The following is a 22594-nucleotide window of genomic DNA, read 5'->3' as shown; positions in this document are numbered from 1 at the left end:
AGTGGCGAGGCCGGATGGCCCCGCCAGGCTTCAAGGATGCCGTTCCTGCTTATTCGTACTCGAGGGTGAACGGCAGGGTTGCGTTACCGTCACCGGGAGTGGCGGTTTTCGGGTCGCCAGTGGTGACGTAGGCGGCGGCGAAGGTCAGGGTGGCGTCCCCACCGTTCAGTGCGCTCGTGATCTTGGCGGTTTCGGGCGTGTTCAGGTCGATGACCTGGCCATTGCTGTCCATGATGGCAATGCCGATGCCCTTGGCGGAATTGACGCCCGGGTTCAGGGCCAGCACCTTCTTGCCCTCGACCACGCCGGAACCGCCTTTTGCGGCTTCGAACTTCATGGAAACCTTGGTGCCCTGGTTGCAGTTGAGGTTCAGGTTGATGTCGCTGGCTGCGACTCGGCCGGCGGTCGGGGCGGTATCGGTGCCGAGGTCCTTGATGGACATGTTGCCCATATCGACCATGATGGCCTTGTCCTTACCAGCGGCACCCTCTACCGAGCAGGCATCGTTGTTGATGTAGCCGGTGAAGTTGATCTGGCCTTTACCAGCTGGGGTGGGGTCAGCGAAGGCGGAACCGCTAGCGGCGATGACGGACATCGCGAGGAACGCCAGGGAGAGCTTTTTCATGTGTTACTCCAAATAAATTGATCACGAAATGTGTTGCATCGAAATGCCCGGCTACGATAGCGATTCATGATTTTTTGGAATATCAGACGTAGTTCACACTTTTGTAAGGAATGGCCGAACAGGCCGGTAGCCGGATTCCGGGCGCTGCCTCCGTACCAGGAATCGAGGGTGTTCGGGTCGTCCAGAAATTGCTTCCGAGAGGCCCTTTATCAAGGGAGGAGGCAGAGGTGACGCCGCGCTCAGCCAGGCGCGCCGTCGCGATACCTGGCTGGAACGGTCGGCGCGAGCGGCGCCAGAGCGCTGGAGTCGCTCTCTCGGTCGCATCGGGGCAATCGAATCCAGCCGCTTTTGCGGAAGAGCCCATCGCCGGATGTGTTCACGGATCGTCAAGGACGATCCGTGTTTGCGATTCGAGCGCTTTCAGATAGGGCGCCCGGTTCCCGTTTCAGTTGAAGGTGACGACGACCACTTTTCCCTGAGGTGTGGTGCTGGAGGCTGCTGTGACTTCATAGGCATGGATGGAGGACGTATCGGCGATGCCGGCGCAGTCGTTGCCCGAAACCTGGACGGGGCCGGCATGGCTCGGACTGATGCCCTCGAGGCGGCCGGCATGCTGGTACCAGTCGGTGGTAGAAAGTTCGCACGGTCCTCTGGAGATACTTCCTACAAACTGAATCACGCCGTGAGCCGTCTTCGCTTCGTTGGCGAGGGACATTGTCGAGAAGATGCTCAGCACAAGTGCGGTAGCTATGAGATTTCTGATCATGATTGGACACTCCTGAGTAGGCGTGAAATCAGTAAAAATCAGATAGCTCTTACTTGCTATGTGCCAAGCATTCCGAATTTTCTGTAGGAATTGAGGTTGTACCAGAAGCGGCTGCGCACTTTTCGGAACAATCCGATGCAATATGTGCGGCTGGCCTCATTCTCGGAAGCATAGGAAAACTCCTACGCAAATCTTCTCGTGGAAAAAGACGATGCTGGAGGATTTTCCTGAGCGGGCCTGAGGAACCTTTCTTGTTCCGCCCTTGGTCTTGGGCGGCGGCAAGGCAAAAAAATCCCCCGTCGGGGCCGACATCCCGACGAGGGTGAGGGTGGTCCGCGAGGGACCTCAGTGTGAGCGGTCGGACCAGGCCTTGAGCAGGCTCGAAGCCAGTCCATAGAACGTCAGGAGGATGGCGAAGCCGAGGCATGCGGACATGGCGGTTCCTCCGCCCGGCGAGACTGCGATAGCCGCCTCGCCGGGCTCTTTGGCGGTGTTACTCGTTGACCTGGCGCAGCTTGGTGGCCGGGGTGTCGCCCAGGTTGTTGAGCATGCGTTCGCTGTACCAGTCGAGGAAGTTGATCACGCCGAACTCGTAGGTCTTGGAGTAAGGGCCCGGCTGGTAGGCGGTGGAGTTGATGCCGCGCTGGTTCTCTTCGGCCAGGCGACGGTCCTGGTCGTTGGTGGCGTCCCAGACTTCGCGCAGGCGGTCCACGTCGTAGTCCACGCCTTCCACGGCATCCTTGTGGACCAGCCACTTGGTGGTGACCACGGTTTCCTGGGCGCTGATGGGCCACACGGTGAAGACGATCATGTGGTCGCCCATGCAGTGGTTCCAGGAGTGCGGCAGGTGGAGGATGCGCATGGAGCCCAGGTCCGGGTTCTGGATGCGGCCCATGAGTTTCTTGCAGCCCTGCTTGCCGTCCATGGTCATGGATACGGTGCCTTCGAGCAGCGGCATGCGGACGATACGGTTGCGCAGGCCGAAGCTGGCGTGGGCGTAGGGGATCTTCTCTTCTTCCCAGGCCTTGGTGCAGGCGGCGACCTGATCCTTGAACGCCTGGCTGGCGCGCGGGTCGGTGACGTCGTCCCATTCCAGCAGGGTATTGAGCAGTTCCGGGTGCGAACCGCTGCAGTGGTAGCACTCGCGGTTGTTCTCGATCACCAGTTTCCAGTTGGCCGCTTCCCTGATGGTGGTCTGCACGGCCACCTTGGTGTTCTCCATGTCGTACGGCTCCATGTAATGGGCCAGGGTGGAGAGGAAGTCGTCGATGGCTGGCGGGTTTTCCGACAGGTTGATGAAGATGTAGCCGCCGGCGCTCTTCACGTGCACGGGCTTGAGGCCGTATTCCTTCATGTCGAAGTCGGCGCCCATTTCGGTGCCGGCGAACAGCAGGCGGCCGTCGAGTTCGTAGGTCCACTGGTGGTATGGGCAGACCAGTTTGGCGACTTTGCCCTTGTCGCTGACGCACAGGCGCGAGCCACGGTGGCGGCAGACGTTGTGAAAGGCGTGGATCTGACCCTCGCTGCCACGGAGGACGATGATCGGGTTGTCTCCCACCTGCAGGGTCAGGTAACTGCCCTTGGCGGGGATCTCGCAGGTCATGCCGGCGATCAGCCATTCCTTGTGGAAGATCTCCTGCATGTCGATCTGGAACAGGCGCTCGTCGTTGTAGAACGGCTGCGGCAGGGAGAAGCTGTGGTCGCGTTCGCGGAGCATTTCGGCCGTGGCCTTGCGTGCGGGTTGAAGCGGATCGCCCAGGCTCAGGGTGGAAGTGACGTCCATCGGTAACTCCTCAATGGCAGGTCGCGCTGGCGACCGCCGCAAATAGTGGCTGTTTTGGTTGTCACGCAAGGCGGCGTGACCTGCCCTCGTTTTTCGCCTGCCGAATGGCTGCCCTGCTGCGGGTGCGAGGGTGGTTCGCTCAAAAGCCTTTTGGTTCGGCTGGAAATGAGTGTGCTGGCGCTGGGAGGTACGACCTTGTCCATGGGCGACATGGGGGCATCCGTTTCCGACGCGCGAGGCCCGATGGTTGCTGGCAGGTCGCGATGAGCATGTGAATGTCGCAGACAGGTAAATGGGCCGTTTTTGCGTTATTCACAATCCGTCGCAATAGGCCGATTTCCGGCCATGGGCGGAGCAGCGTCATGACCAATAACTTCCTCAATCCCATCACGACCCAGACCTGGACCAACGGCCGGCACATGGTTCGCTGCGTCAAGGCGATCCAGGAAACCTGGGATGTGCGCACCTTCTGTTTCATGGCCGACCAGCCGATGGTGTTCTTCTTCAAGCCGGGGCAGTTCGTGACCCTGGAACTGGAGATCGACGGCCAGCCGATCATGCGTTCCTACACCATCTCCAGCTCGCCGTCGGTGCCCTACAGCTTCTCCCTGACCATCAAGCGCGTGCCTGGCGGCAAGGTCTCCAACTGGCTGCACGACAATCTGAAGGAAGGTGACGTGATCCCGGTGCACGGTCCGGTGGGCCTGTTCAACGCCATCGACTTCCCGGCGGACAAGGTGCTGTTCCTCTCCGGCGGTGTCGGCATCACCCCGGTGATGTCCATGGCCCGCTGGTTCTTCGACACCAACGGCGCGGTGGACATGGTCTTCGTGCACAGCGCACGGACGCCGAAGGACATCATCTACCACCGCGAACTGCGCCACATGGCTTCGCGTATCGAGAACTTCAAGCTGCACCTGATCTGCGAGAAGTACGAGATCGGCGAGACCTGGTCCGGCTATCGCGGCTACCTGAACCGCGCGATGCTCGACCTGATCGCCAGCGACTTCATGGAGCGCGAGATCTTCTGCTGTGGCCCGACGCCCTACATGGCGGCGATCCGGCGCCTGCTGGAGGCTGCCGGCTTCGACATGAAGCGCTATCACGAAGAAGCCTTCGGCCCGACCCCGCCGGAGATTCGCGAAGAAGTGAAGGAGCACGCCGCCGAGGCTGCCGAAGCCGCTGCCGAAGTACCGGCGGGCGCCATGAACCTGGTGGAGTTCACCGGAACCGGCAAGAGCATCCGCGTGGCTCCCGGCGAGACCGTGCACTCGGCCGCCGCCAAGGTCGGCCTGCACATTCCCAAGGCCTGCGGCATGGGCATCTGCGGCACCTGCAAGGTGATGAAGACCGCCGGCGAAGTGGAGATGGAGCACAACGGCGGCATCACCGACGAAGACGTCGCCGAAGGCTACATCCTCTCCTGCTGCAGCGTTCCCAAGGGCGACGTGTCCATCGATTACTGATGGTTTTCTGAGCATCTCCCGCCAGCCCGCGCCCGCCGCGGGCTGGCGCCATCTATCCACAGCTTGTGGATGCAGCGGTGCACAGATGCTGTGCGCAACTCGCTGAAATCGTTGAAAAAATCGCCAATCCTCGACAAGGCCCGCAGGCCGTGGGCGCGCATCGGGAGCGAACAGCTTTTCCACAGGCTGGTCCACTGTTCATGGGGGCAACCCCCACTATGCTTGTCCCGATCACTTCCTGCCGGTGCACTGCCTGCATCGGCTATCTGTGGACTGCCAGAGGAGCCCATGCGATGAAACTCTTCTATACCCCCGGTGCCTGCTCACTTGCCGTGCATATCGTCCTGCGCGAGATCGGCAAGCCCTTCGACCTGGAAAAGGTCGACCTGGGCGCCCATACCACCGCGCACGGCGACGACTACTACCGCAGCAACCCCAAGGGCTACGTGCCCCTGCTGGAGCTGGACAACGGGCAGTCCCTCAGCGAAGGGCCGGTGATTTGCCAGTACCTGTGCGACGAGGCCAGCCGCACAGACCTGATGCCGGCCGCGGGTTCGCTGATGCGCTACCGCGTCATGGAATGGCAGGCGTTCATCAGCAGCGAAGTGCACAAGAGCTTGGGGGCGCTGTTCAACCCGGCCCTGGATGACAAGGCCAAGGCGATCTTCAGCGGCATGGCCCACCGTCGTCTGCAATGGATCTCGGAACAGTTGCGCGGCCGCCAGTACCTCACCGGCGACGACTTCACTGCGGCGGATGCCTACCTGTTCACCGTGACCAACTGGACGGGGTTCATGAAGATGGATATTTCCGACTGCCCGGAACTCCAGGAATTCCAGGGCCGCGTCGCCTCCCGCCCGGCCGTGCAGGAGGCGTTGAAGGCAGAGGGGTTGGCCTGATTCCGTGCCTGTTTTTGTGGGGGCGATTTCAATCGCTAAGCAGGCCGTAGGCCTGCCCTGCGGGTATTTCCGGGGCGATGAATTCGCCCCCACACAGGCAGAGCACAGAGAAAGATATCCGAGAGGGTCCGGCAGCCCTCAATCCTCCTCCTGCACCGCCTTGTAGGCCCCGGCCAGTTTCTGCTGCACGTCCTGCGGGGCGGGGCTGTAGTGGCTGAGAACCATGCTGAAGGCGCCGTGGCCCTGGGTGATGGCCTTGAGGCGGCCGGCGTAGCCATCCAGTTCGGCCAGCGGTACCTGGCCGTAGACCAGCGCAAGGCCCTGGGAGAGGGATTCAGTGCCGGTCACCTGGCCGCGACGGCCGATGAGGTCGGTGGTGATGTCCCCCAGGTTGGCTTCCGGCGCGGTCACTTCGATTGTGACCACCGGCTCCAGCACCACTTCGCCGGCCGCGCGCAGGGCGTCGAGCATGGCCTTGCGGCCGGCGGCCTGGAAGGCGATGTCCTTGGAGTCCACCGGGTGGTGCTTGCCGTCATAGACCGTGACCTTGACGTCCGTCACCGGCAATCCCGCCAGCGGTCCGCAGGCCAGCACCGAGCGCACGCCCTTTTCCACCGAGGGGATGAACTGCGACGGGATCACGCCGCCCTTCACTTCGTCGGTGAAGGCAAAACCGCCACCGCGCGGCAGGGGCTCGATGCGCAGGAAGACTTCGCCGAACTGCCCGGCGCCGCCGGTCTGCTTCTTGTGCCGGCTGTGGCCTTCGGCGGGACGGGTGATGGCTTCGCGATACGGCACCTTGGGCGGGCGGGTTTCCACCTCCAGCTTGTAGGTGCCGGTGATACGGTCCAGCAGGTAGCGCAGGTGCAGCTCGCCCATGCCGCGCAGCACCGTCTCCTGGGTGGAGGCCTGGTAATCCAGCTTCACGCAGGGGTCCTCGGCCTGCAGCCGGTTCAGCACTTCGGCGATGCGCTGCTCGTCCCCCCGGCGCTTGGCCTCGATGGCCAGGCCTTGCATGGGCGCGGGGAACTCCAGCGGCTTGAGATGGATCTGGTCCTCGTCGTGGGAGTCGTGCAGCACCGAATCGAACTCCACCTCGTCTACCTTGGTCAGGGCGCCGAAGTCGCCGGGGATCAGCCGCGTGACCTCTTCATGGCGCTTGCCCTGCAGGCGCAGCAGGTGGCCGAGCTTGAAGGGCTTGCGGCCATCGCCGACGAACAGCTGCATGTCCCGCATCAGGGTGCCCTGGTGCACGCGGAAGATGCCGAGTTTGCCCACGAAGGGGTCGATCACCACCTTGAACACATGGGCCAGCACATGTTCCTGCGGGTCCGGTCTGGAGCGAAAGGCCCTGGCATCCGCGCCCTCGCCCTTGAGGAACAACGGCGGATTGCCCTCGGTGGGGTTGGGGGCCAGCCGCGCGAGGACATCCAGCAGTTCCGCGACCCCGGCGCCGGTGCGTGCGGAGGTGAAGCACAGGGGAATCAGGTGCCCTTCGCGCAGTGCCCGCTCGAAGGGCTCATGTAGTTCCGCCGGGGCGATCTCGCCTTGTTCCAGGTAGCGCGCCATCAGTTCTTCGTCCACTTCCACCACCTGGTCCACCAGGGCCTGGTGGGCTTCGGCCACCGAGGAAAAGTCGGCCTCGCCATCGGGCTCGAAGAAGCAGTCCACCACGCGGGTGGCGTTGTCCGCCGGCAGGTTCAGCGGCAGCACTTCCTTGCCGAAGGCCTCGCGCAGGCTGTCCAGCAGGCCGGGAAGGTCGACGCGCTCGGCATCGATCTTGTTCACCACGATCATCCGGCACAGCCCGCGCTCGGCGGCCATGGCCATCATGCGGCGGGTGGTGAGTTCGATGCCGTTCTGCGCGTTGACCACCACCAGTGCGGTTTCCACGGCGGCCAGCGCGGCGATGGATTGGCCGATGAAGTCGGGGTAGCCGGGGGTGTCGATCAGGTTCAACTCGGCGCCGTCGTGGCTGCAGTGCGCCAGGGCCGAAGAGAGGGAGTGCCGGTACTCGCGCTCCAGCGGGTCGAAGTCGCACACCGTGTCGCCGCGCTCGAGGCTTCCGGCATTGGGAATGGCGCCGCTGCGGTGCAGCAGGGCTTCGGTCAGGCTGGTCTTGCCGCTGTCGCCATGGCCGACCAGGGCGACCGTTCGAATGGATTCCACCGAGTAGTTCGCCATGAGTACCTCCGCGCGCTGGGGTTTTTCCAGTATAGGCAGGCGCCCGATGGCTGCTCCGGAAGCTCACGGCTGGCCACAACCCATTGATATCGCTCGAAAAATGAGCGGACCACGACAACCCGCGCCATTCCTGGCCTTGCAAGTTGTCTGTACAGCTTGTCCACAGAAGGCTCCACCGGCTTTGTGGGTAAAGGCCGGGTTTTCCACTGCCGAAAGCAGCATTCAGGCCCTGTGCGTGCCTGAAAAGGTGACTGATCGATATTTGAAGGGTGACCTGTACAGCCCGTGAATACTGGCTATGAGGGAGTTGCCAACGGTTTTTCCACAGAGACTTTCACGGTTCTTGTGCGCAAGTTTTTGGCCAGCGAGTTCTCTTGTGCATGAAATTCGTGGAAAGCCAGGAATGACGCGACTTTGGCTATACAGCAGCATCAACAGATTTTCCACAGAGTTATCCACATTGTTTTGGGGTGATTGAGTCGTCGGCTCGGATTGGCTGAAAAATGAACGGTGTGCTGTATTGCAGATGAGGAAAGGGCTTCAGGATGTTTTCCACAGCTTGTGTACCTTTCGCTGCACAGATTTTGTGTGGAAGATCGGCAAGTTATTGAAATGGATCAGGAAATATCCAGTTTGAGGAAAGCCACGGCTGGCGCGGGCTGTAGCCGTGGCTCTACAGATTGTCCACAGGTTGGTCCACGGGAAATGGGGGTAAGGTGGGGAATTTGAAGGGGGAGAGAAGCCTGGGGGAGAAACTTGTGGGGGCGATTTCAATCGCTATGCAGGCCGCAGGCCTGCCCGCCGGAGTGGGGGCAGCTGTGCTGCCCTTGGCGGATGAATTCGCCCCCACAGGGGGGAGGAGGCGGGAGGTGAGAATCAGGCCCTCATCGCCGCGCGAATGTCCGCCGCCAGTTCGCGCACGCGGTCCATCTCGGTATCCCAGGAGCACATGAAGCGCGCACCGCCGGCACCGATGAAGGTGTAGAAGCGCCAGCCCCTGGCGCGCAGGTATTCCAGTGCCGGCTCGGACATCTGCAGGAACACGCCGTTGGCTTCCACCGGGAACATCAGGCTGACGCCGGGCACATCGGCCACCAGTTCCGCCAGCAGTTGTGCACAGGCGTTGGCGTGGTTGCCGTAGTGCAGCCAGGCGTCATCCTGCAGCAGGCCGACCCAGGGGGCGGCGAGGAAGCGCATCTTCGAGGCCAGCTGGCCGGCCTGCTTGCAGCGATAGTCGAAGTCTTCGGCGAGGTCGCGGTTGAAGAAGAGGATGGCCTCGCCGACCGCCATGCCGTTCTTGGTGCCGCCGAAGCAGAGCACGTCCACCCCGGCCTTCCAGGTCAGCTCGGCCGGGGAGCAGCCGAGGAAGGCGCAGGCGTTGGCGAAGCGCGCGCCGTCCATGTGCAGGTTCAGGCCCAGTTCCTTGCACACCTGGCTGATGGCGCGGACTTCCTCGGGACGATAGACGGTGCCGACTTCGGTGGCCTGGGTCAGGGTGACCACGCGGGGCTTGGGATAGTGGATGTCCTGGCGCTTGAGGGCGATTTCGCGGATCGCGTCGGGGGTCAGCTTGCCGCCCTCGGTTCGGGCCAGCAGCAGCTTGGAGCCGTTGGAGAAGAACTCCGGCGCGCCGCATTCATCGGTCTCGACGTGGGCGGTCTCTGAGCAGATCACGCTGTGGTAGCTCTGGCACAGCGAGGCCAGGGCCAGGGAGTTGGCTGCGGTGCCGTTGAAGGCGAAGAAGACTTCGCAATCGGTTTCGAACAGTTGGCGGAAGTGGTCGGCGGCGCGCGCCGTCCACTGGTCTTCGCCATAGGCGCGCTCATGGCCGCGATTGGCCTCGGCCATTGCGGCCCAGGCTTCCGGGCAGATACCGGAATAGTTGTCGCTGGCGAATTGCTGGGTCTGGTCGGTCATGTCCTGGTCCTTTTGTCCGTTCGCCTGCAGGCACAGGCGCATGGGGGCTAACTGTACGCCAGGTCGCCGATTCAGGATTCGCTCATGGCGACATCCTTTTTTGTCAGCGGCGCGTGGTCGGCCAAGGGGAACTCATTGCGCAGACGCCGCCTCAGAACTCAGGAGCACGCCCCGTCCGAAAGGAGGAATCGTCATGCGTTACACGACCCTGATCGCCGTATTCGCTTTCGTGCTGACCGGCCTGCCGGCCGTGGCCGGCGAGTGGCCCACCGGCGAGCGCGAGCATTTCATCCAGGAGTGCAAGACCAGCGCCCAGGCCAATATCCCGGTCGACAAGTTACAGCGTTACTGCAGTTGCGCCGCCGATCGCGTCAGCAGCGAATTCAGCGGTGCCGAGCTGGAAGCGCTGAAGACCCAGAAAACCCCGTTGCCGGACCAGACCAACCAGCGCCTGATCAAGGTTTCCCAATCCTGCCTGAGCCAGCTGAACGGCTGAACATTTCTTGATCGAACGGCTGCAGCTCAGGTATTTCATGGGCTGCGTGGCCGACCCCACAGGTTATCCACAGGACGGTCCACCCATTGTGGGGATAGCGGTCAGATGGCAGGTTGCCAGGCGGCCGCCCGTTGGCGGATTTCCACCGGAAAGCTGCGGGCCTTGCGCGCCAGGGTATCCAGGTGGACGCCCACCAGGGTGGTGACGGCGGCGATCTCGCCGGTTTCGTCGTTGCGCATTTCGTGACGGAAGCGAATGGACTTGTCCTTCACCTCCAGCACCTGCGAATGGAAGGACAGTACATCGCCGGCGTGCAGCTCGCGGCGGTATTCGATCTGCTGTTCCACCGCCGCCATGCCTGCGTTCTCTTCGCGCAGCCGCGAGGGCGCCAGGCCCAGGAGGGTGAAGAGTTGCCAGGTGGCTTCGTCGAACTTGCCGACGTACCACATCACGTTCATGTGGCCCATGTGGTCGCAGTGCCAGGGATAGACGGCGCCGCGGTAGGTCAGGGTGTCGCTCATGTCAGGCTGCCTCGTGCTCTGTGGATTGTGTGAAGTCCGCGAGTACCTGCGGGAACTGGTTGATCACGATGGAAAGGTGCCCCTCCTGTGGATAAAGGCGCAGGCTCGAGCGGGGCAATCGCGCCTGCAGATAGCGGCCCATGGCCGCCGGCACGTGGCGGTCGAGGCCGCTCTGGTACAGGTGCACCGGCATCTTGATTTCCTCCAGGGCGAAGGGCCGGGGCGAGGCGATCAGCGCGGCTTCCGTGCAGGCGCCGCGAATGCCCTGGCGGTAGGCCTCGGCCAGGAAGGTGGCGAAGGCTTCCGCCGCCAGCGGATCGGCTGCCAGCAACTGGCGGTCCGGTTCGGCCAGCAGGCCGGCTAGGGCTTTCAAGGCGCGCGCCGGATTGCGCAGGAACATCAGCCGGTCCAGTGCCAGCAGCGGGCTGGCCAGGCGGGGGTGAATGCGCGCGAGGCCGAACATCGCCTTGAGCGCCGGCAGTTGCGTGGTGCGCAATTCGGGAATGTCCATCGGCCCCATGCCGGCTAATAGCCCGACATAGTCCAGGCGCTCACCAAGTTGGTGGGCGCAGGCCAGTGCGTAGGGGCCGCCGCAGGACACGCCGAGCACGCCGAAACGGCGGTGGCCGAGGGTGTCGGCCATGAAGGCCACATCCTCGGTCCAGTCGAGGATGCTGCGCCCGGGCTGGTAATCGGACCGGCCGAAACCCGGCCGCTCGGGCGCCACCAGGCAGACATTGGCCGCCAGCGCCTGTTCATGGTGCAGCGCCGCTTGCAGGCGGCTGCCGGGGAAGCCATGGAAGTAGTAGAGCGGGCGACCTTCGTGGGCGCCGTAGAGCTGATAGGCGAGGCTGCGGCCGTCAGGCAGCCGCAACCGCCGAGGCTGGGCATCGGGTCGTGTCATGGTGGTCTCGGTCTGGATCGGGGTGTGACTGGATCTGCTCGGCGGGTTCCAAGCTGATCAAGAATTGAACGCTGCCATTTATACCAGCGCCGAAATCCGCTGGTGCCGTGGGTTACAAAATTTAATCATGTGTTTAATTTGATTGTTTTTTGATCGGTTCCCCGCAAAGCCCGCACCACCGCCATTCGGGATCGGCACCCACACCTTATCCACAGTCCATTGCACAGCTTCTGGGGGCAGTTGTTTCGCAAGCGCCTGAAATAGCTCAAGAAGTGACCGTTCTTCGGCAAACGGCGCAGCGCCTGGGCCCGGGCGGAGGATCTACAGTTTATCCACAGCCTGATCCCCGGTTTCTGTGGGCGAGGGCGGTGGGCCGGTACATTTTCGGGTCGGATACGGACAGATTTCGCTGAAGCCGGATCGGGAGAATCCTGTAGGAGCGAATTCATTCGCGAAGGGACGCGCAGCGTCCCCAGGCAGTCCTGTAGACGCAGTCGAGGAACCGGCATGGCTATCAGCGTGTTCGACCTGTTCAAGATCGGTATCGGCCCTTCCAGCTCGCACACCGTGGGACCGATGCGGGCGGCGGCACTGTTCGCCTCGGCGCTGCGCGAGCGTGGCCTGCTGGCGCAGGTGACGCGGGTCGAAGTGCGCCTGTACGGCTCGCTGTCGGCCACCGGCGTCGGCCACGGCACCGACCGCGCCACCCTGGTGGGGCTGATGGGCGAATGGCCGGACCAGGTCGACCCGAAGCAGATCGCGCCGCGCATCGAGGCGCTGAAGACCACCGGCGAACTGCTGCTGGACGGCAGCCACCCGGTGCCCTTCGACTGGCAGCGCGACCTGTTGCTGCTGGAGGAAAACCTGCCCTATCACCCCAACGCCATGACCCTGAGCGCCTTCGGCGACTCGGGGGAAGTGCACCGCGACACCTACTACTCCATCGGCGGCGGTTTCGTCGTCGACGAAGCCCAGGCGAAGTCCGGCCAGCTGGACCAGGACGCCACCGAACTGCCCTACGACTTCTCCACCGCCGAAGAGCTGCTGGAACTCTGCCAGCGCCACCAGCTGCGCGTCTCCGAGCTGATGCTGGCGAATGAGAAGGCCTGGCGCAGCGAGGCAGAAATCCGCGCCGGCCTGCTGAAACTCTGGGACGCCATGCAGGACTGCGTGCGCAACGGCCTGGACGAGGAGGGCATCCTGCCCGGCGGGCTCAACGTGCGCCGCCGGGCGGCCAAACTGCACCGCAGCCTGCAGGAACTGGGCAAGCCCAACGTGATCGGCTCGACCATGAGCGCCATGGAATGGGTGAACCTCTACGCCCTGGCGGTGAACGAGGAAAACGCCGCCGGCGGGCGCATGGTCACCGCGCCCACCAACGGTGCGGCGGGGATCATCCCGGCGGTGCTGCACTACTACATGCGCTTCAACCCCGAGGCGAGCGACGACGACGTGGTGCACTTCTTCCTCGGCGCCGCCGCCGTGGGCATCCTGTGCAAGAAGAACGCCTCGATCTCCGGCGCCGAAGTGGGCTGCCAGGGCGAAGTGGGCTCGGCCTGCGCCATGGCCGCCGCCGGCCTGGCGGAAGTGCTGGGGGCGACCCCGGCGCAGCTGGAGAACGCCGCCGAGATCGGCCTGGAACACAACCTCGGGCTGACCTGCGACCCGGTGGGCGGGCTGGTGCAGGTGCCGTGCATCGAGCGCAACGCGATTGCCGCGGTGAAGGCGATCAACGCGGCGCAGATGGCGCTGCGCGGCGATGGCGAGCACTTCATCTCGCTGGACCGGGTAATCCGCACCATGCGCGACACCGGCGCCGACATGCACGACAAATACAAGGAAACCTCGCGCGGCGGTTTGGCCGTGAGTGCGGTGGAGTGCTGATGCCATGACTGCCTGCCAAGCCCACTGCCAACCGCAGCAGCGCCTCGAATCCGTCGGTTTCCTGCTGCTCGACGCATTCAGCCTGATCGCCCTCGCCGCAGCCCTGGAGCCCTTGCGCCTGGCCAACCAGCAGCCCGGAGCGGGCCGTTATCGCTGGTGCATCCTGACGTGCGACGGCAACCCGGTACGCGCTGGTAACGGTATGCAGCTGACGGCCGAAGGCAGCCTTGCCGAGGCCGGCGGATTGGACTCATTGATTCTTTGCGGCGGCGACAGCGCTCCGCTCGCCCACGCCGGCTTGCTCCCGCAACTTCGCGACCTGGCTGAGCGCGGGGTGAAGCTGGGCGCGCTGGAGTCCGCTCGCGCCCTGCTGGTCGAGGCGGGTCTGCTTCCGTGCAGCGAAAGCGTCCCCGCCTGGGCCAGCCGGATGAGCTTGCGCGAAGCGCTGGCCAGCGCCCAGCCCAAGTTGCAGGAAGTGATCGCCCTGATGGAGGCCAATCTGGAAGAACCCATCGAACTGGATGACATGGCCAGCTTCATCGAGCTGTCGCGCCGCCAGCTGGAAAGGCTGTTCCAGAAATACCTGCACTGCTCGCCGTCACGCTATTACCTGAAGCTGCGCCTGCTGCGCGCTCGCCAGCTCCTGCGCCAGACCGCGCTGCCGGTGGTGCAGGTGGCCTTCGGTTGCGGCTTCCTCTCGCCGCAGAATTTCTCCAAGTGCTACCGCGAGCATTTCGGCATTCCGCCCAGCAACGAACGGCTGGACAAACCGCAGCTCTGCCGCGCCGCGATGCACTGAATCCGCTGGCACCACTTCGGGCCCGCCCGTGCCTGGCAGCACGGTCCGGGCCCGTTTTTTTGGTGGTTTGGGTACGGTGTCGCCCCCACAGTAAAAAGCGGACTGTGCCTGCCATGGAAATCCTATTCAGCCCGCCTTCCCTCACCCCCGCTTGCAGTTATCAAAGACACCTCGGATCGCAACCAAGCCACCCCAGCGGATCTGACCAACTTGGGGTCGGATTCGTACAAAAAATGGCGGGGGGCTTCTGTTGCAATGCTTTCCAACGGCCCACCAGCCCGGTGAGTCGAGTCACTGGAAAACAACAAGGGTTCCCCGTCATGCAAATGCCCAAGACGCTCCGCATCCGTAATGGCGACAAGGTCAAATCCACCTTCTCCGCCCAGGAATACGCCAATCGCCAAGCCAGGCTGCGCGCGCACCTGGCGGCGGAGAATATTGACGCTGCGATCTTCACCTCGTACCACAACATCAACTACTACTCCGACTTCCTCTACTGCTCCTTCGGCCGCCCCTACGCGCTGGTGGTCACCCAGGACGACGTGATCAGCATCAGCGCCAACATCGACGGTGGCCAGCCGTGGCGCCGCACTGTCGGCACCGACAACATCGTCTACACCGACTGGCAGCGCGATAACTACTTCGTCGCCATCCAGCAGGCCCTGCCCAAGGCGCGCCGCATCGGCATCGAGCATGACCACCTGAACCTGCAGAACCGCGACAAGCTGGCCGCCCGCTATCCGGACGCCGAGCTGGTGGATGTAGCCGCAGCGTGCATGCGTATGCGCATGATCAAGTCCGCCGAAGAGCACGTGATGATCCGCCACGGCGCGCGCATCGCCGACATCGGCGGCGCCGCGGTGGTCGAGGCCCTGCGCGACCAGGTGCCGGAATACGAAGTAGCGCTGCACGCCACCCAGGCCATGGTCCGCGCCATCGCCGACACCTTCGAGGACGTGGAGCTGATGGACACCTGGACCTGGTTCCAGTCCGGCATCAACACCGACGGCGCGCACAACCCGGTGACCAAGCGCAAGGTGAACAAGGGCGACATCCTCAGCCTCAACTGCTTCCCGATGATCGCCGGCTACTACACCGCGCTGGAGCGCACCCTGTTCCTCGACCATTGCTCCGACGAGCACCTGCGCCTGTGGCAGGTCAACGTCGAGGTGCACGAGGCCGGTCTCGAGCTGATCAAGCCCGGTGCACGCTGCAGCGACATCGCCCGCGAGCTGAACGAGATCTACCTCAAGCACGACCTGCTGCAATACCGCACCTTCGGCTACGGCCATTCCTTCGGCACCCTCAGCCACTACTACGGTCGCGAGGCCGGGCTGGAACTGCGCGAGGACATCGACACCGTCCTGGAGCCGGGCATGGTGGTGTCCATGGAGCCGATGATCATGCTGCCGGAAGGCCTGCCGGGTGCCGGCGGCTACCGCGAGCACGACATCCTGATCGTCAACGAGAGCGGTGCCGAGAACATCACCCGATTCCCCTACGGTCCGGAGAAAAACATCATCCGCAAATGACCGACCCCACGCCCGCGCAGGCCGACACTGCGCGGGCCGTGGCCACAACAAGAATCGACGCGCGGCATCCCGGGGCCAGACCCCGCGCACGCGCCGACCTTTGACTACCCGCTGCCGAAATCACCACAACAACAGAGGTAAAGGCGATGGTCAGGTTTGTTTCAGGGACGCTCCTTGGGGGAGCGGCCGACTCAGTGTGTTGCAACGACGGTCGGGACGCTCCCGTCCATACTCCAGGCATCCAGGTGCATGTCCCCGCTGAAGGGGGTGCCCGATGAGCCTTTCCAACCAGACCCTGGCCTACGGCCAGAGCGACAGCCAGATGGCCAGCAGCGAGCGCAGCACCCTCCGCCGCGCGGCGACCGCCAGCTTCATGGGCAACTTCGTCGAGTGGTTCGACTATGCCGCCTACGGCTACCTGGCAGCCGTGATCGCAGTCGTGTTCTTCCCCGCCACCGACAAGACCACCGGCCTTCTGGCCACCTTCGCGGTGTTCGCGATCTCCTTCATCGTCCGCCCCATCGGCGGCATCGTCTGGGGCCATATCGGTGATCGTTACGGCCGACGTAACGCCCTGTCCCTGTCCATCCTCATCATGTCCGGCGCCACTTTCTGCATCGCACTGCTGCCGACCTACGCCCAGGCGGGCATGCTGGCGCCGCTGCTGCTGCTCCTGATCCGCCTGGTGCAGGGCTTCTCCGCCTCGGGGGAATACGCCGGCGCGGCGGCCTTCCTCGCCGAGTACGCCCCGGACAACAAGCGCGGCTTCTACACCTGCCTGGTGCCGGCGAGCACGGCGGCGGGGCTGTTGTTCGGTTCGTTGTTCGCCGCACTGCTCTACTCGCAGCTGGACTCCGAACAACTGCACAGCTGGGGCTGGCGCATTCCGTTCCTGTTGGCGGCGCCGCTGGGGCTGATCGGCCGCTACATCCGCCTGCACCTGCAGGACACGCCGAAGTTCCGAGAAATGGAACAGGCCATGGAGAAGAAGGAAGCCGGGCACAAGGTGCCGATCCGCGAGCTGCTGGGCGTGCATCGCAAGAAGGTGCTGGTGGCCATTGGCGTCACCTGCCTAAACGCGGTGGCGTTCTACCTGATCCTCAGCTACATGCCGACCTATCTCTCCACCGAGATGGGCATGACCGAAACCGATTCCTTCCTGGCCTCCACCGTGTCACTGGCCACCTACATCGGCTTCATCTTCCTGATGGGCAAGCTGTCGGATCGCTTCGGCCGCAAGACCATGCTGATTGCCGCGTCCATGCTGTTCATCGGCCTCACCATACCGCTGTTCGGGCTGCTGGACGGTCAGGGTTTTGCGTTCATCCTGCTGATCCAGATCGCCTTCGGCCTGATGCTGGCGATCAATGACGGCACCCTGCCGTGCTTCCTCGCCGAAGTCTTCCCGACACGGGTGCGCTACAGCGGCTTCGCCTTCAGCTTCAACACCGCCAACGCCCTGTTCGGTGGTACCGCGCCCTTCATCGCCACCTGGCTGATCAGCCAGACCGGCGACAAGCTGGCTCCGGCCTGGATGCTTTGCGGCGCGGCAGCCGTGGCGCTGGTGGCGATGCTCTGCACCCGCGAGACGTCCCGCGGGGCCCTGGCTGACGACTGACGGTCCAGCCTGGCGATCCTGCCAACTTCGGGTCGGATTCATACAAAAGTCATCCATTCACTTCTGATGCAATGCCACAAGCGGCAGTCCGTCCGCCGCCCTGGATTTCTGGAGACAAGTTGATGAGCAAGAGCGTTTTCGTGGGGGAGCTGACCTGGAAGGAGTACCAGTCCCGGGTCGCCGGTGGTGATTGCGTGCTGATGCTGCCGGTCGGTGCCCTGGAACAGCATGGCCACCACATGTGCATGAACGTGGACGTGTTGCTGCCCACGGCCGTGTGCCAGCGGGTCGCCGAGCGAATCGACGCGCTGGTGCTGCCGGGCCTGCAGTACGGCTACAAGTCACAGCAGAAGTCCGGTGGCGGCAACCACTTCCCCGGCACCACCAGCCTGGACGGCGCCACCCTCACCGGCACTGTGCAGGACATCATCCGTGAACTGGCGCGCCATGGCGTGCGCCGCCTGGTGCTGATGAACGGGCACTACGAGAACTCCATGTTCATCGTCGAAGGCATCGACCTGGCGCTGCGCGAGCTGCGCTATGCCGGCATCCACGATTTCAAGGTGGTAGTGCTGTCCTACTGGGATTTCGTCAAGGACCCGGCAGTGATCCAGCGCCTCTATCCCGAAGGCTTCCTCGGTTGGGACATCGAGCATGGCGGCGTCTTCGAGACCTCGCTGATGCTGGCGCTGTACCCGGACCTGGTGGACCTGAACAAGGTTGTTGACCACCCGCCGGCGACTTTCCCGCCCTACGACGTCTTTCCGGTCGAGCCGTCCCGCACGCCGGCGCCGGGCACCCTGTCGTCGGCGAAGAACGCCAGCCGGGAGAAAGGCGAGCTGATCCTGGAGGTCTGCGTGCAGGGCATCGCCGATGCCATACGCACCGAGTTCCCGTCGGCCTGACGGGCATTGCGTCCACCCGAACACCGAACAAGCGACTTCAACAACTACAACAAGGGGCTGTTGCGACGGCCCGCGAGGAAGTTTCAGCTATGTCGAATTCAGACGCGCACAAAGAATACGGACTCACCCGGATCAAGCCCGAGGAACGCAGCTACGGCTTCGTTGACACGGTGTGGACCTGGTTCGGCTCCGGCATCAACACCGGTTCCTGGTTCTTCGGCGGCATGGCCGCCGCGCTGGGTATGGTTTTCGTTCTGCAATACAGCCTGATCTGGCTGCCGCTGATGATGGTCCCCTGGGCGATGGTGGCCTACATCGGCTATCGCTACGGCGCCAGTACCGCAGTGGTTTCGCGGCCCTCCCTGGGGACCAAGGGCTCGCGCCTGACCGGCGTGGCGCAGTTCCTGGTGCTGATCGGCTGGCCCAGCGTGAACAGCTTCATCGCCGCCATCTCCCTCAGTCATGTCTTCGGCGCGGCATTCGGCTGGCCGGTGTTCGGCCAGCCGGGTTCCACCTGGCCGATGGTCTTCGGCATCCTGCTGACCGCCATCGCCCAGGGCGTGATCACCTTCCTCGGCCACGAGGCGATCCGCTACCTGGAGCGCATCGCCGGCATCCTCCTGCTGGTGCTGGGGGGCTGGGTGACCTATGTGGTGCTGTCCCAATGGGACGTGAAGCAGATCATGGACTTCAAGGTGACGACTCCGACCCACAGCGTGGCCTTCTTCATCGACCTGGCCTTCGGCTTCTCCTGGACCTGGGCGCAGGTAGCGGACTTCTCGCGCTTCTCCAAGACCGGCACGGCCGCCGCCGTGGGCAGCTGGCTGGGGCTGAACGTCGGCCAGGGCTGGTTCATGCTCATCGGCGCCATCGGGGCCATCGGCGTGGCGCTGCAGAGCGGGTTCGTCGACCCGAACAACTCCGACCCCAGCTCCACCCTGGCCACCCTCGGCCTGGGCATGGTGTCGTTCCTGGTGCTGATCTTCGCCACCGTGAGCACCAATGTCACCGTGCTCTACGGTTCGGGCATGGGCCTGCTGGGTGCCTTCAAGGGCCTGACGCCGAAGAAGGCGCTGTCGATCATCGTCGTGCTGCAACTGGTGCTGTGCTTCGTGCCCATGGCCTTCGATTCCTTCCTGCACTACTTCGAAGCCTTCCTCGGGGTGATAGGCGGCATCTTCATCCCGCTCTGGACCATCATCCTGGTGGACTACTTCTGCGTGCGCGGCAAGCGCCTGTCCGACCGTGACCTGTTCTCCGAAGCCGGTGGCGCCTACTACGGCAGCAATGGCTGGAACAGGGCCGGGATCGCCTCCCTGGTGGTGGGCTTCGCCGTCTACTTCGTACTGGCCCATGTGTTCAAGGATGTCGCCGAGCAGATCACCGCGAGCTTCCCGGCGATCCTGGTATCCGGCGTCGTTTATTGGGTGTTGGCGAAGAAGCCGGTGGTGGCGCTGAGCGGAGGTGTCGAGCGGGACGCCTGATGCAGAGGATCGTGAATTGAAAACGCCGCCCCCGAGAGGAGGGCGGCGTTTTTGTTTCCGGCGAGCGGGTTCCGCTCACTTGTGGGGGCGAATGAATTCGCCCCCACAGAAACAGGCCCATGGAAGAGCGGCGCCATGTCAGAACTCAGGCATGCAGCGGACTCTGCTTGCGCTCGCCGCGCGGGGAGTGGCCGAAGAAGCGGCTGTAGCACTTGGAGAAGTGCGCGGGTGAGGCGAAGCCGCAGGCCAGGGCGATGTCGCGGACCTGCGACTCGCTGCGCAGCAGCAGGTCGCGGGCGCGGTTCAGGCGCAGTTCCAGGTAGTACTGGCTGGGCGTGCGGTTCAGGTACTTGTGGAACAGCCGTTCCAGCTGGCGCACCGATACCTCGTTGAGCTGCGCCAGTTCCTCCAGCTCCAGCGGTTCTTCCAGGTTGGCTTCCATGATCGCGACGATCTGGCTCAGTTTCGGCTGGGCATGGCCGAGCTTCTGCCGCAGAGGCACGCGCTGCTGCTCGCGGGCACCGCGCATGCGGTCGCAGAGCAGCAGTTCGGCGGCGCGGGTGGCGATCTCCACGCCGCCAGGCTCGCGGGCGATCAGTTGCAGGGTCATGTCCATGGACGCGGTGCCGCCGGAGCAGGTGTAGCGGTCGCGGTCCAGCTCGAACAGCTGGTTGGAAATGACGATGCCGGGGAACTTGTCCTTCACCTGCTCGATGTCTTCCCAGTGCACCGTGCAGCGATAGCCCTTGAGCAATTCGGCGCTGGCCAGCAGGTGGCTGCCGGTGCAGATGCCGCCAAGGGCCACGTCGTGCTGGGCCAGCTTGCGCACCCAGTTGAGCAGGCGGCGGTCATAGCGGGGTGGCATGGGATTGGAGCCGACGACGAACAGGGCGTCCAGCGCGGGGGCATCCTCGAGGCTGTAGTCGGGGACCACGCGCATGCCATTGCTGGCCTGCACCGGCTCGTGGTCGGCGGCGATCAGCAGGGTACGGAACAGGGGGCGCTTGGCGGCCAGGTTGGCCATGCGCAGGGTTTCGATCGCCGACGCGAAGCCGATGGTGGTGAAGTTGGGGATCAGCAGGAAACCGAAGGTCTTCACTGCGCCGGGTCGGGATTGGGGCTGGATTTCGTCGACGGGTGGCGCCGCAAGTTTCGCAACAGCCATTGTTTTTCCTCCACAGCATCGACTGTCGTTTTTGGGTAGTCGCGTTGAGACAGCAGTCGGAGTGCAGTTCTGTCTTTTTCTTGTTCTGGGGCGCGGGAGCGAGTCTGCGCCGGGGTCCAGCTTACACCCAATCCAACCCTGCATCAGTGGCGTTCCAGCGCACCTTTGGCGGGTTGGCGGGATGCGCTCCGCTAATCGAACGCTTTTCGTCGGCAGCGTGGGCAAGTTTGGGCATTTACACGTCGCAAACAGGCAAACGGGGTGTCGGACTAACTCGCACAATCGGCCGCAACAGGCTGGGACCGACCGTAATGCCGCGGCAGGCGCCAGACCCCAAAAACAACAGAGACGACAGTGGGTTGTCGCAGGAGATCATCGATGTTCAGCAAGCAAGACCAGATCCAGGGTTATGACGACGAACTGTTCAGCGCGATGCAGGAAGAAGAGCGTCGTCAGGAAGACCACATCGAGCTGATCGCCTCGGAAAACTACACCAGCAAGCGCGTGATGGAAGCCCAGGGCAGCGGCCTGACCAACAAGTACGCCGAAGGCTATCCGGGCAAGCGCTACTACGGTGGTTGCGAGTTCGTCGACAAGGTCGAGCAGCTGGCCATCGACCGCGCCAAGCAGCTGTTCGGCGCCGATTACGCCAACGTCCAGCCGCACTCCGGCTCCCAGGCCAACAGCGCCGTCTACCTGGCCCTGCTCAACGCCGGCGACACCATCCTCGGCATGAGCCTGGCTCACGGCGGCCACCTGACCCACGGCGCCAAGGTGTCGTCCTCCGGCAAGCTGTACAACGCCGTGCAGTATGGCCTGGACACCGCCACCGGCCTGATCGACTACGACGAAGTCGAGCGCCTGGCGGTGGAGCACAAGCCGAAGATGATCGTTGCCGGCTTCTCCGCCTACTCCAAGACCCTCGACTTCCCGCGCTTCCGCGCCATCGCCGACAAGGTGGGTGCGCTGCTGTTCGTCGACATGGCCCACGTCGCCGGCCTGGTTGCCGCCGGCCTGTACCCGAACCCGCTGCCCTATGCCGATGTGGTCACCACCACCACCCACAAGACCTTGCGCGGTCCGCGTGGTGGCCTGATCCTGGCCAAGGCCAACGAAGAGATCGAGAAGAAGCTCAACTCCGCCGTGTTCCCCGGTGCCCAGGGCGGCCCGCTGATGCACGTGATCGCCGCCAAGGCGGTGTGCTTCAAGGAAGCGCTGGAGCCCGGCTTCAAGGAGTACCAGGCCCAGGTCATCAAGAACGCCCAGGCCATGGCCAAGGTGTTCATCGACCGTGGCTACGACGTGGTATCCGGCGGCACCGACAACCACCTGTTCCTGGTCAGCCTGATCAAGCAGGGCAAGACCGGCAAGGAAGCGGACGCCGCCCTGGGCCGCGCCGGCATTACGGTGAACAAGAACGCCGTGCCGAACGACCCGCAGTCGCCCTTCGTCACCTCGGGCATCCGCATCGGCACCCCGGCCATCACCAGCCGCGGCTTCAAGGAAGCCCAGAGCACCGAGCTGGCTGGCTGGATCTGCGACATTCTCGACCATCTCGGCGATGCCGACGTGGAAGCCCAGGTGGCCAAGCAGGTCGCTGGCCTCTGCGCCGACTTCCCCGTGTACCGCTAATCCAGGAGTCCGAA

17 protein-coding genes and 1 pseudogene are annotated in these 22594 nt (G+C 63.8%); 10 read left to right on the top strand and 8 right to left on the bottom strand.

Annotated features, from left to right (window positions below; translation table 11 throughout):
• Positions 1 to 49 precede the first annotated feature (49 nt).
• The 3 genes from ACFW0B_RS07765 to gbcA all read right to left on the bottom strand — a co-directional run bounded on the left by ACFW0B_RS07765 (position 50) and on the right by gbcA (position 3174).
• Positions 50 to 625 (bottom strand): fimbrial protein, encoded by a 576-nt coding sequence (locus ACFW0B_RS07765; protein WP_449147355.1) that lies wholly within the window; start codon positions 623 to 625, stop codon positions 50 to 52.
• Positions 626 to 1070: 445 nt separating this feature from the next.
• A complete protein-coding gene (locus tag ACFW0B_RS07760; RefSeq protein ID WP_449147354.1) occupies positions 1071 to 1391 on the bottom strand; it encodes a fimbrial protein in 321 nt (106 codons plus the stop codon).
• 493 nt (positions 1392 to 1884) lie between these two features.
• Positions 1885 to 3174: a glycine-betaine demethylase subunit GbcA gene (gene gbcA, locus ACFW0B_RS07755; RefSeq protein WP_449147353.1), complete on the bottom strand. Its 1290-nt coding sequence runs from the start codon at positions 3172 to 3174 to the stop codon at positions 1885 to 1887.
• A 362-nt stretch (positions 3175 to 3536) separates the two neighbouring features.
• Between gbcA and gbcB the strand changes: the two genes are divergently transcribed.
• Together gbcB and gstA are read left to right on the top strand one after the other, a co-directional pair.
• Positions 3537 to 4640, top strand: coding sequence for a glycine-betaine demethylase subunit GbcB (gene gbcB, locus ACFW0B_RS07750; protein WP_449147352.1), 1104 nt, complete (start codon positions 3537 to 3539; stop codon positions 4638 to 4640).
• A gap of 293 nt (positions 4641 to 4933) precedes the next feature.
• On the top strand, positions 4934 to 5539 hold the full coding sequence (gene gstA, locus ACFW0B_RS07745) for a glutathione transferase GstA (protein ID WP_449147351.1): 606 nt from the start codon (positions 4934 to 4936) through the stop codon (positions 5537 to 5539).
• A 138-nt stretch (positions 5540 to 5677) separates the two neighbouring features.
• Here gstA and fusA read toward each other — a convergent pair whose 3' ends face one another.
• Together fusA and ACFW0B_RS07735 are read right to left on the bottom strand one after the other, a co-directional pair.
• Positions 5678 to 7723 (bottom strand): elongation factor G, encoded by a 2046-nt coding sequence (gene fusA / locus ACFW0B_RS07740; RefSeq protein WP_449147350.1) that lies wholly within the window; start codon positions 7721 to 7723, stop codon positions 5678 to 5680.
• 876 nt (positions 7724 to 8599) lie between these two features.
• Positions 8600 to 9640: a threonine aldolase family protein gene (locus ACFW0B_RS07735; protein ID WP_449147349.1), complete on the bottom strand. Its 1041-nt coding sequence runs from the start codon at positions 9638 to 9640 to the stop codon at positions 8600 to 8602.
• A 193-nt stretch (positions 9641 to 9833) separates the two neighbouring features.
• On the opposite strand from ACFW0B_RS07735, the gene ACFW0B_RS07730 reads away from it, so the two are divergent.
• A complete protein-coding gene (locus tag ACFW0B_RS07730; protein WP_449147348.1) occupies positions 9834 to 10136 on the top strand; it encodes a hypothetical protein in 303 nt (100 codons plus the stop codon).
• A 101-nt stretch (positions 10137 to 10237) separates the two neighbouring features.
• Here ACFW0B_RS07730 and ACFW0B_RS07725 read toward each other — a convergent pair whose 3' ends face one another.
• On the bottom strand, positions 10238 to 10657 hold the full coding sequence (locus tag ACFW0B_RS07725; protein WP_449147347.1) for an acyl-CoA thioesterase: 420 nt from the start codon (positions 10655 to 10657) through the stop codon (positions 10238 to 10240).
• Position 10658: 1 nt separating this feature from the next.
• Positions 10659 to 11561, bottom strand: a complete 903-nt coding sequence (locus ACFW0B_RS07720; protein ID WP_449147346.1) for an alpha/beta fold hydrolase — start codon at positions 11559 to 11561, stop codon at positions 10659 to 10661.
• Between the two features lie 507 nt (positions 11562 to 12068).
• Here ACFW0B_RS07720 and ACFW0B_RS07715 point away from each other — a divergent pair.
• The 6 genes and pseudogenes from ACFW0B_RS07715 to ACFW0B_RS07690 all read left to right on the top strand — a co-directional run bounded on the left by ACFW0B_RS07715 (position 12069) and on the right by ACFW0B_RS07690 (position 19783).
• Positions 12069 to 13445 (top strand): L-serine ammonia-lyase, encoded by a 1377-nt coding sequence (locus ACFW0B_RS07715; RefSeq protein ID WP_449147345.1) that lies wholly within the window; start codon positions 12069 to 12071, stop codon positions 13443 to 13445.
• Between the two features lie 424 nt (positions 13446 to 13869).
• Positions 13870 to 14238: pseudogene (locus ACFW0B_RS25975) on the top strand (helix-turn-helix domain-containing protein); the annotation flags it as partial.
• Positions 14239 to 14564: 326 nt separating this feature from the next.
• Complete coding sequence (locus ACFW0B_RS07705) at positions 14565 to 15776, top strand: M24 family metallopeptidase (RefSeq protein ID WP_449147343.1); 1212 nt, start codon at positions 14565 to 14567, stop codon at positions 15774 to 15776.
• 274 nt (positions 15777 to 16050) lie between these two features.
• Positions 16051 to 17394: an MFS transporter gene (locus tag ACFW0B_RS07700; protein ID WP_449147342.1), complete on the top strand. Its 1344-nt coding sequence runs from the start codon at positions 16051 to 16053 to the stop codon at positions 17392 to 17394.
• 122 nt (positions 17395 to 17516) lie between these two features.
• Entirely contained in the window at positions 17517 to 18299 is a 783-nt protein-coding gene (locus ACFW0B_RS07695) for a creatininase (RefSeq protein ID WP_449147341.1), read from the top strand.
• 89 nt (positions 18300 to 18388) lie between these two features.
• Positions 18389 to 19783: a purine-cytosine permease family protein gene (locus tag ACFW0B_RS07690; RefSeq protein WP_449147340.1), complete on the top strand. Its 1395-nt coding sequence runs from the start codon at positions 18389 to 18391 to the stop codon at positions 19781 to 19783.
• A 145-nt stretch (positions 19784 to 19928) separates the two neighbouring features.
• Here the strand turns inward: ACFW0B_RS07690 and ACFW0B_RS07685 are convergent, their stop codons facing one another.
• Positions 19929 to 20948 (bottom strand): GlxA family transcriptional regulator, encoded by a 1020-nt coding sequence (locus tag ACFW0B_RS07685; RefSeq protein WP_449147339.1) that lies wholly within the window; start codon positions 20946 to 20948, stop codon positions 19929 to 19931.
• A 378-nt stretch (positions 20949 to 21326) separates the two neighbouring features.
• Here ACFW0B_RS07685 and glyA point away from each other — a divergent pair, with 378 nt between their 5' ends.
• The gene (gene glyA / locus ACFW0B_RS07680; protein WP_449147338.1) at positions 21327 to 22580 is read left to right on the top strand and encodes a serine hydroxymethyltransferase; all 1254 of its coding nucleotides are present in this window, start codon (positions 21327 to 21329) and stop codon (positions 22578 to 22580) included.
• Positions 22581 to 22594: the final 14 nt, after the last annotated feature.

The sequence above is a fragment of the Metapseudomonas phytobenefica genome (assembly GCF_043392685.1).
Classification (GTDB): Bacteria; Pseudomonadota; Gammaproteobacteria; order Pseudomonadales; family Pseudomonadaceae; genus Metapseudomonas.
This window is presented reverse-complemented; position numbering and strand designations above follow the sequence as displayed.

Excerpts from the sequence above, each read along its gene's own strand:
- gbcA (WP_449147353.1), bottom strand. The coding sequence starts at position 3,174 with ATGGACGTCACTTCCACCCTGAGCCTGGGCGATCCGCTTCAACCCGCA.
- ACFW0B_RS07685 (WP_449147339.1), bottom strand. The coding sequence starts at position 20,948 with ATGGCTGTTGCGAAACTTGCGGCGCCACCCGTCGACGAAATCCAGCCC.
- ACFW0B_RS07725 (WP_449147347.1), bottom strand. The coding sequence starts at position 10,657 with ATGAGCGACACCCTGACCTACCGCGGCGCCGTCTATCCCTGGCACTGC.
- ACFW0B_RS07715 (WP_449147345.1), top strand. The coding sequence starts at position 12,069 with ATGGCTATCAGCGTGTTCGACCTGTTCAAGATCGGTATCGGCCCTTCC.
- ACFW0B_RS07765 (WP_449147355.1), bottom strand. The coding sequence starts at position 625 with ATGAAAAAGCTCTCCCTGGCGTTCCTCGCGATGTCCGTCATCGCCGCT.
- ACFW0B_RS07735 (WP_449147349.1), bottom strand. The coding sequence starts at position 9,640 with ATGACCGACCAGACCCAGCAATTCGCCAGCGACAACTATTCCGGTATC.
- ACFW0B_RS07730 (WP_449147348.1), top strand. The coding sequence starts at position 9,834 with ATGCGTTACACGACCCTGATCGCCGTATTCGCTTTCGTGCTGACCGGC.
- ACFW0B_RS07705 (WP_449147343.1), top strand. The coding sequence starts at position 14,565 with ATGCAAATGCCCAAGACGCTCCGCATCCGTAATGGCGACAAGGTCAAA.
- ACFW0B_RS07695 (WP_449147341.1), top strand. The coding sequence starts at position 17,517 with ATGAGCAAGAGCGTTTTCGTGGGGGAGCTGACCTGGAAGGAGTACCAG.
- gstA (WP_449147351.1), top strand. The coding sequence starts at position 4,934 with ATGAAACTCTTCTATACCCCCGGTGCCTGCTCACTTGCCGTGCATATC.
- glyA (WP_449147338.1), top strand. The coding sequence starts at position 21,327 with ATGTTCAGCAAGCAAGACCAGATCCAGGGTTATGACGACGAACTGTTC.
- gbcB (WP_449147352.1), top strand. The coding sequence starts at position 3,537 with ATGACCAATAACTTCCTCAATCCCATCACGACCCAGACCTGGACCAAC.
- ACFW0B_RS07690 (WP_449147340.1), top strand. The coding sequence starts at position 18,389 with ATGTCGAATTCAGACGCGCACAAAGAATACGGACTCACCCGGATCAAG.
- ACFW0B_RS07760 (WP_449147354.1), bottom strand. The coding sequence starts at position 1,391 with ATGATCAGAAATCTCATAGCTACCGCACTTGTGCTGAGCATCTTCTCG.
- ACFW0B_RS07720 (WP_449147346.1), bottom strand. The coding sequence starts at position 11,561 with ATGACACGACCCGATGCCCAGCCTCGGCGGTTGCGGCTGCCTGACGGC.
- fusA (WP_449147350.1), bottom strand. The coding sequence starts at position 7,723 with ATGGCGAACTACTCGGTGGAATCCATTCGAACGGTCGCCCTGGTCGGC.
- ACFW0B_RS07700 (WP_449147342.1), top strand. The coding sequence starts at position 16,051 with ATGAGCCTTTCCAACCAGACCCTGGCCTACGGCCAGAGCGACAGCCAG.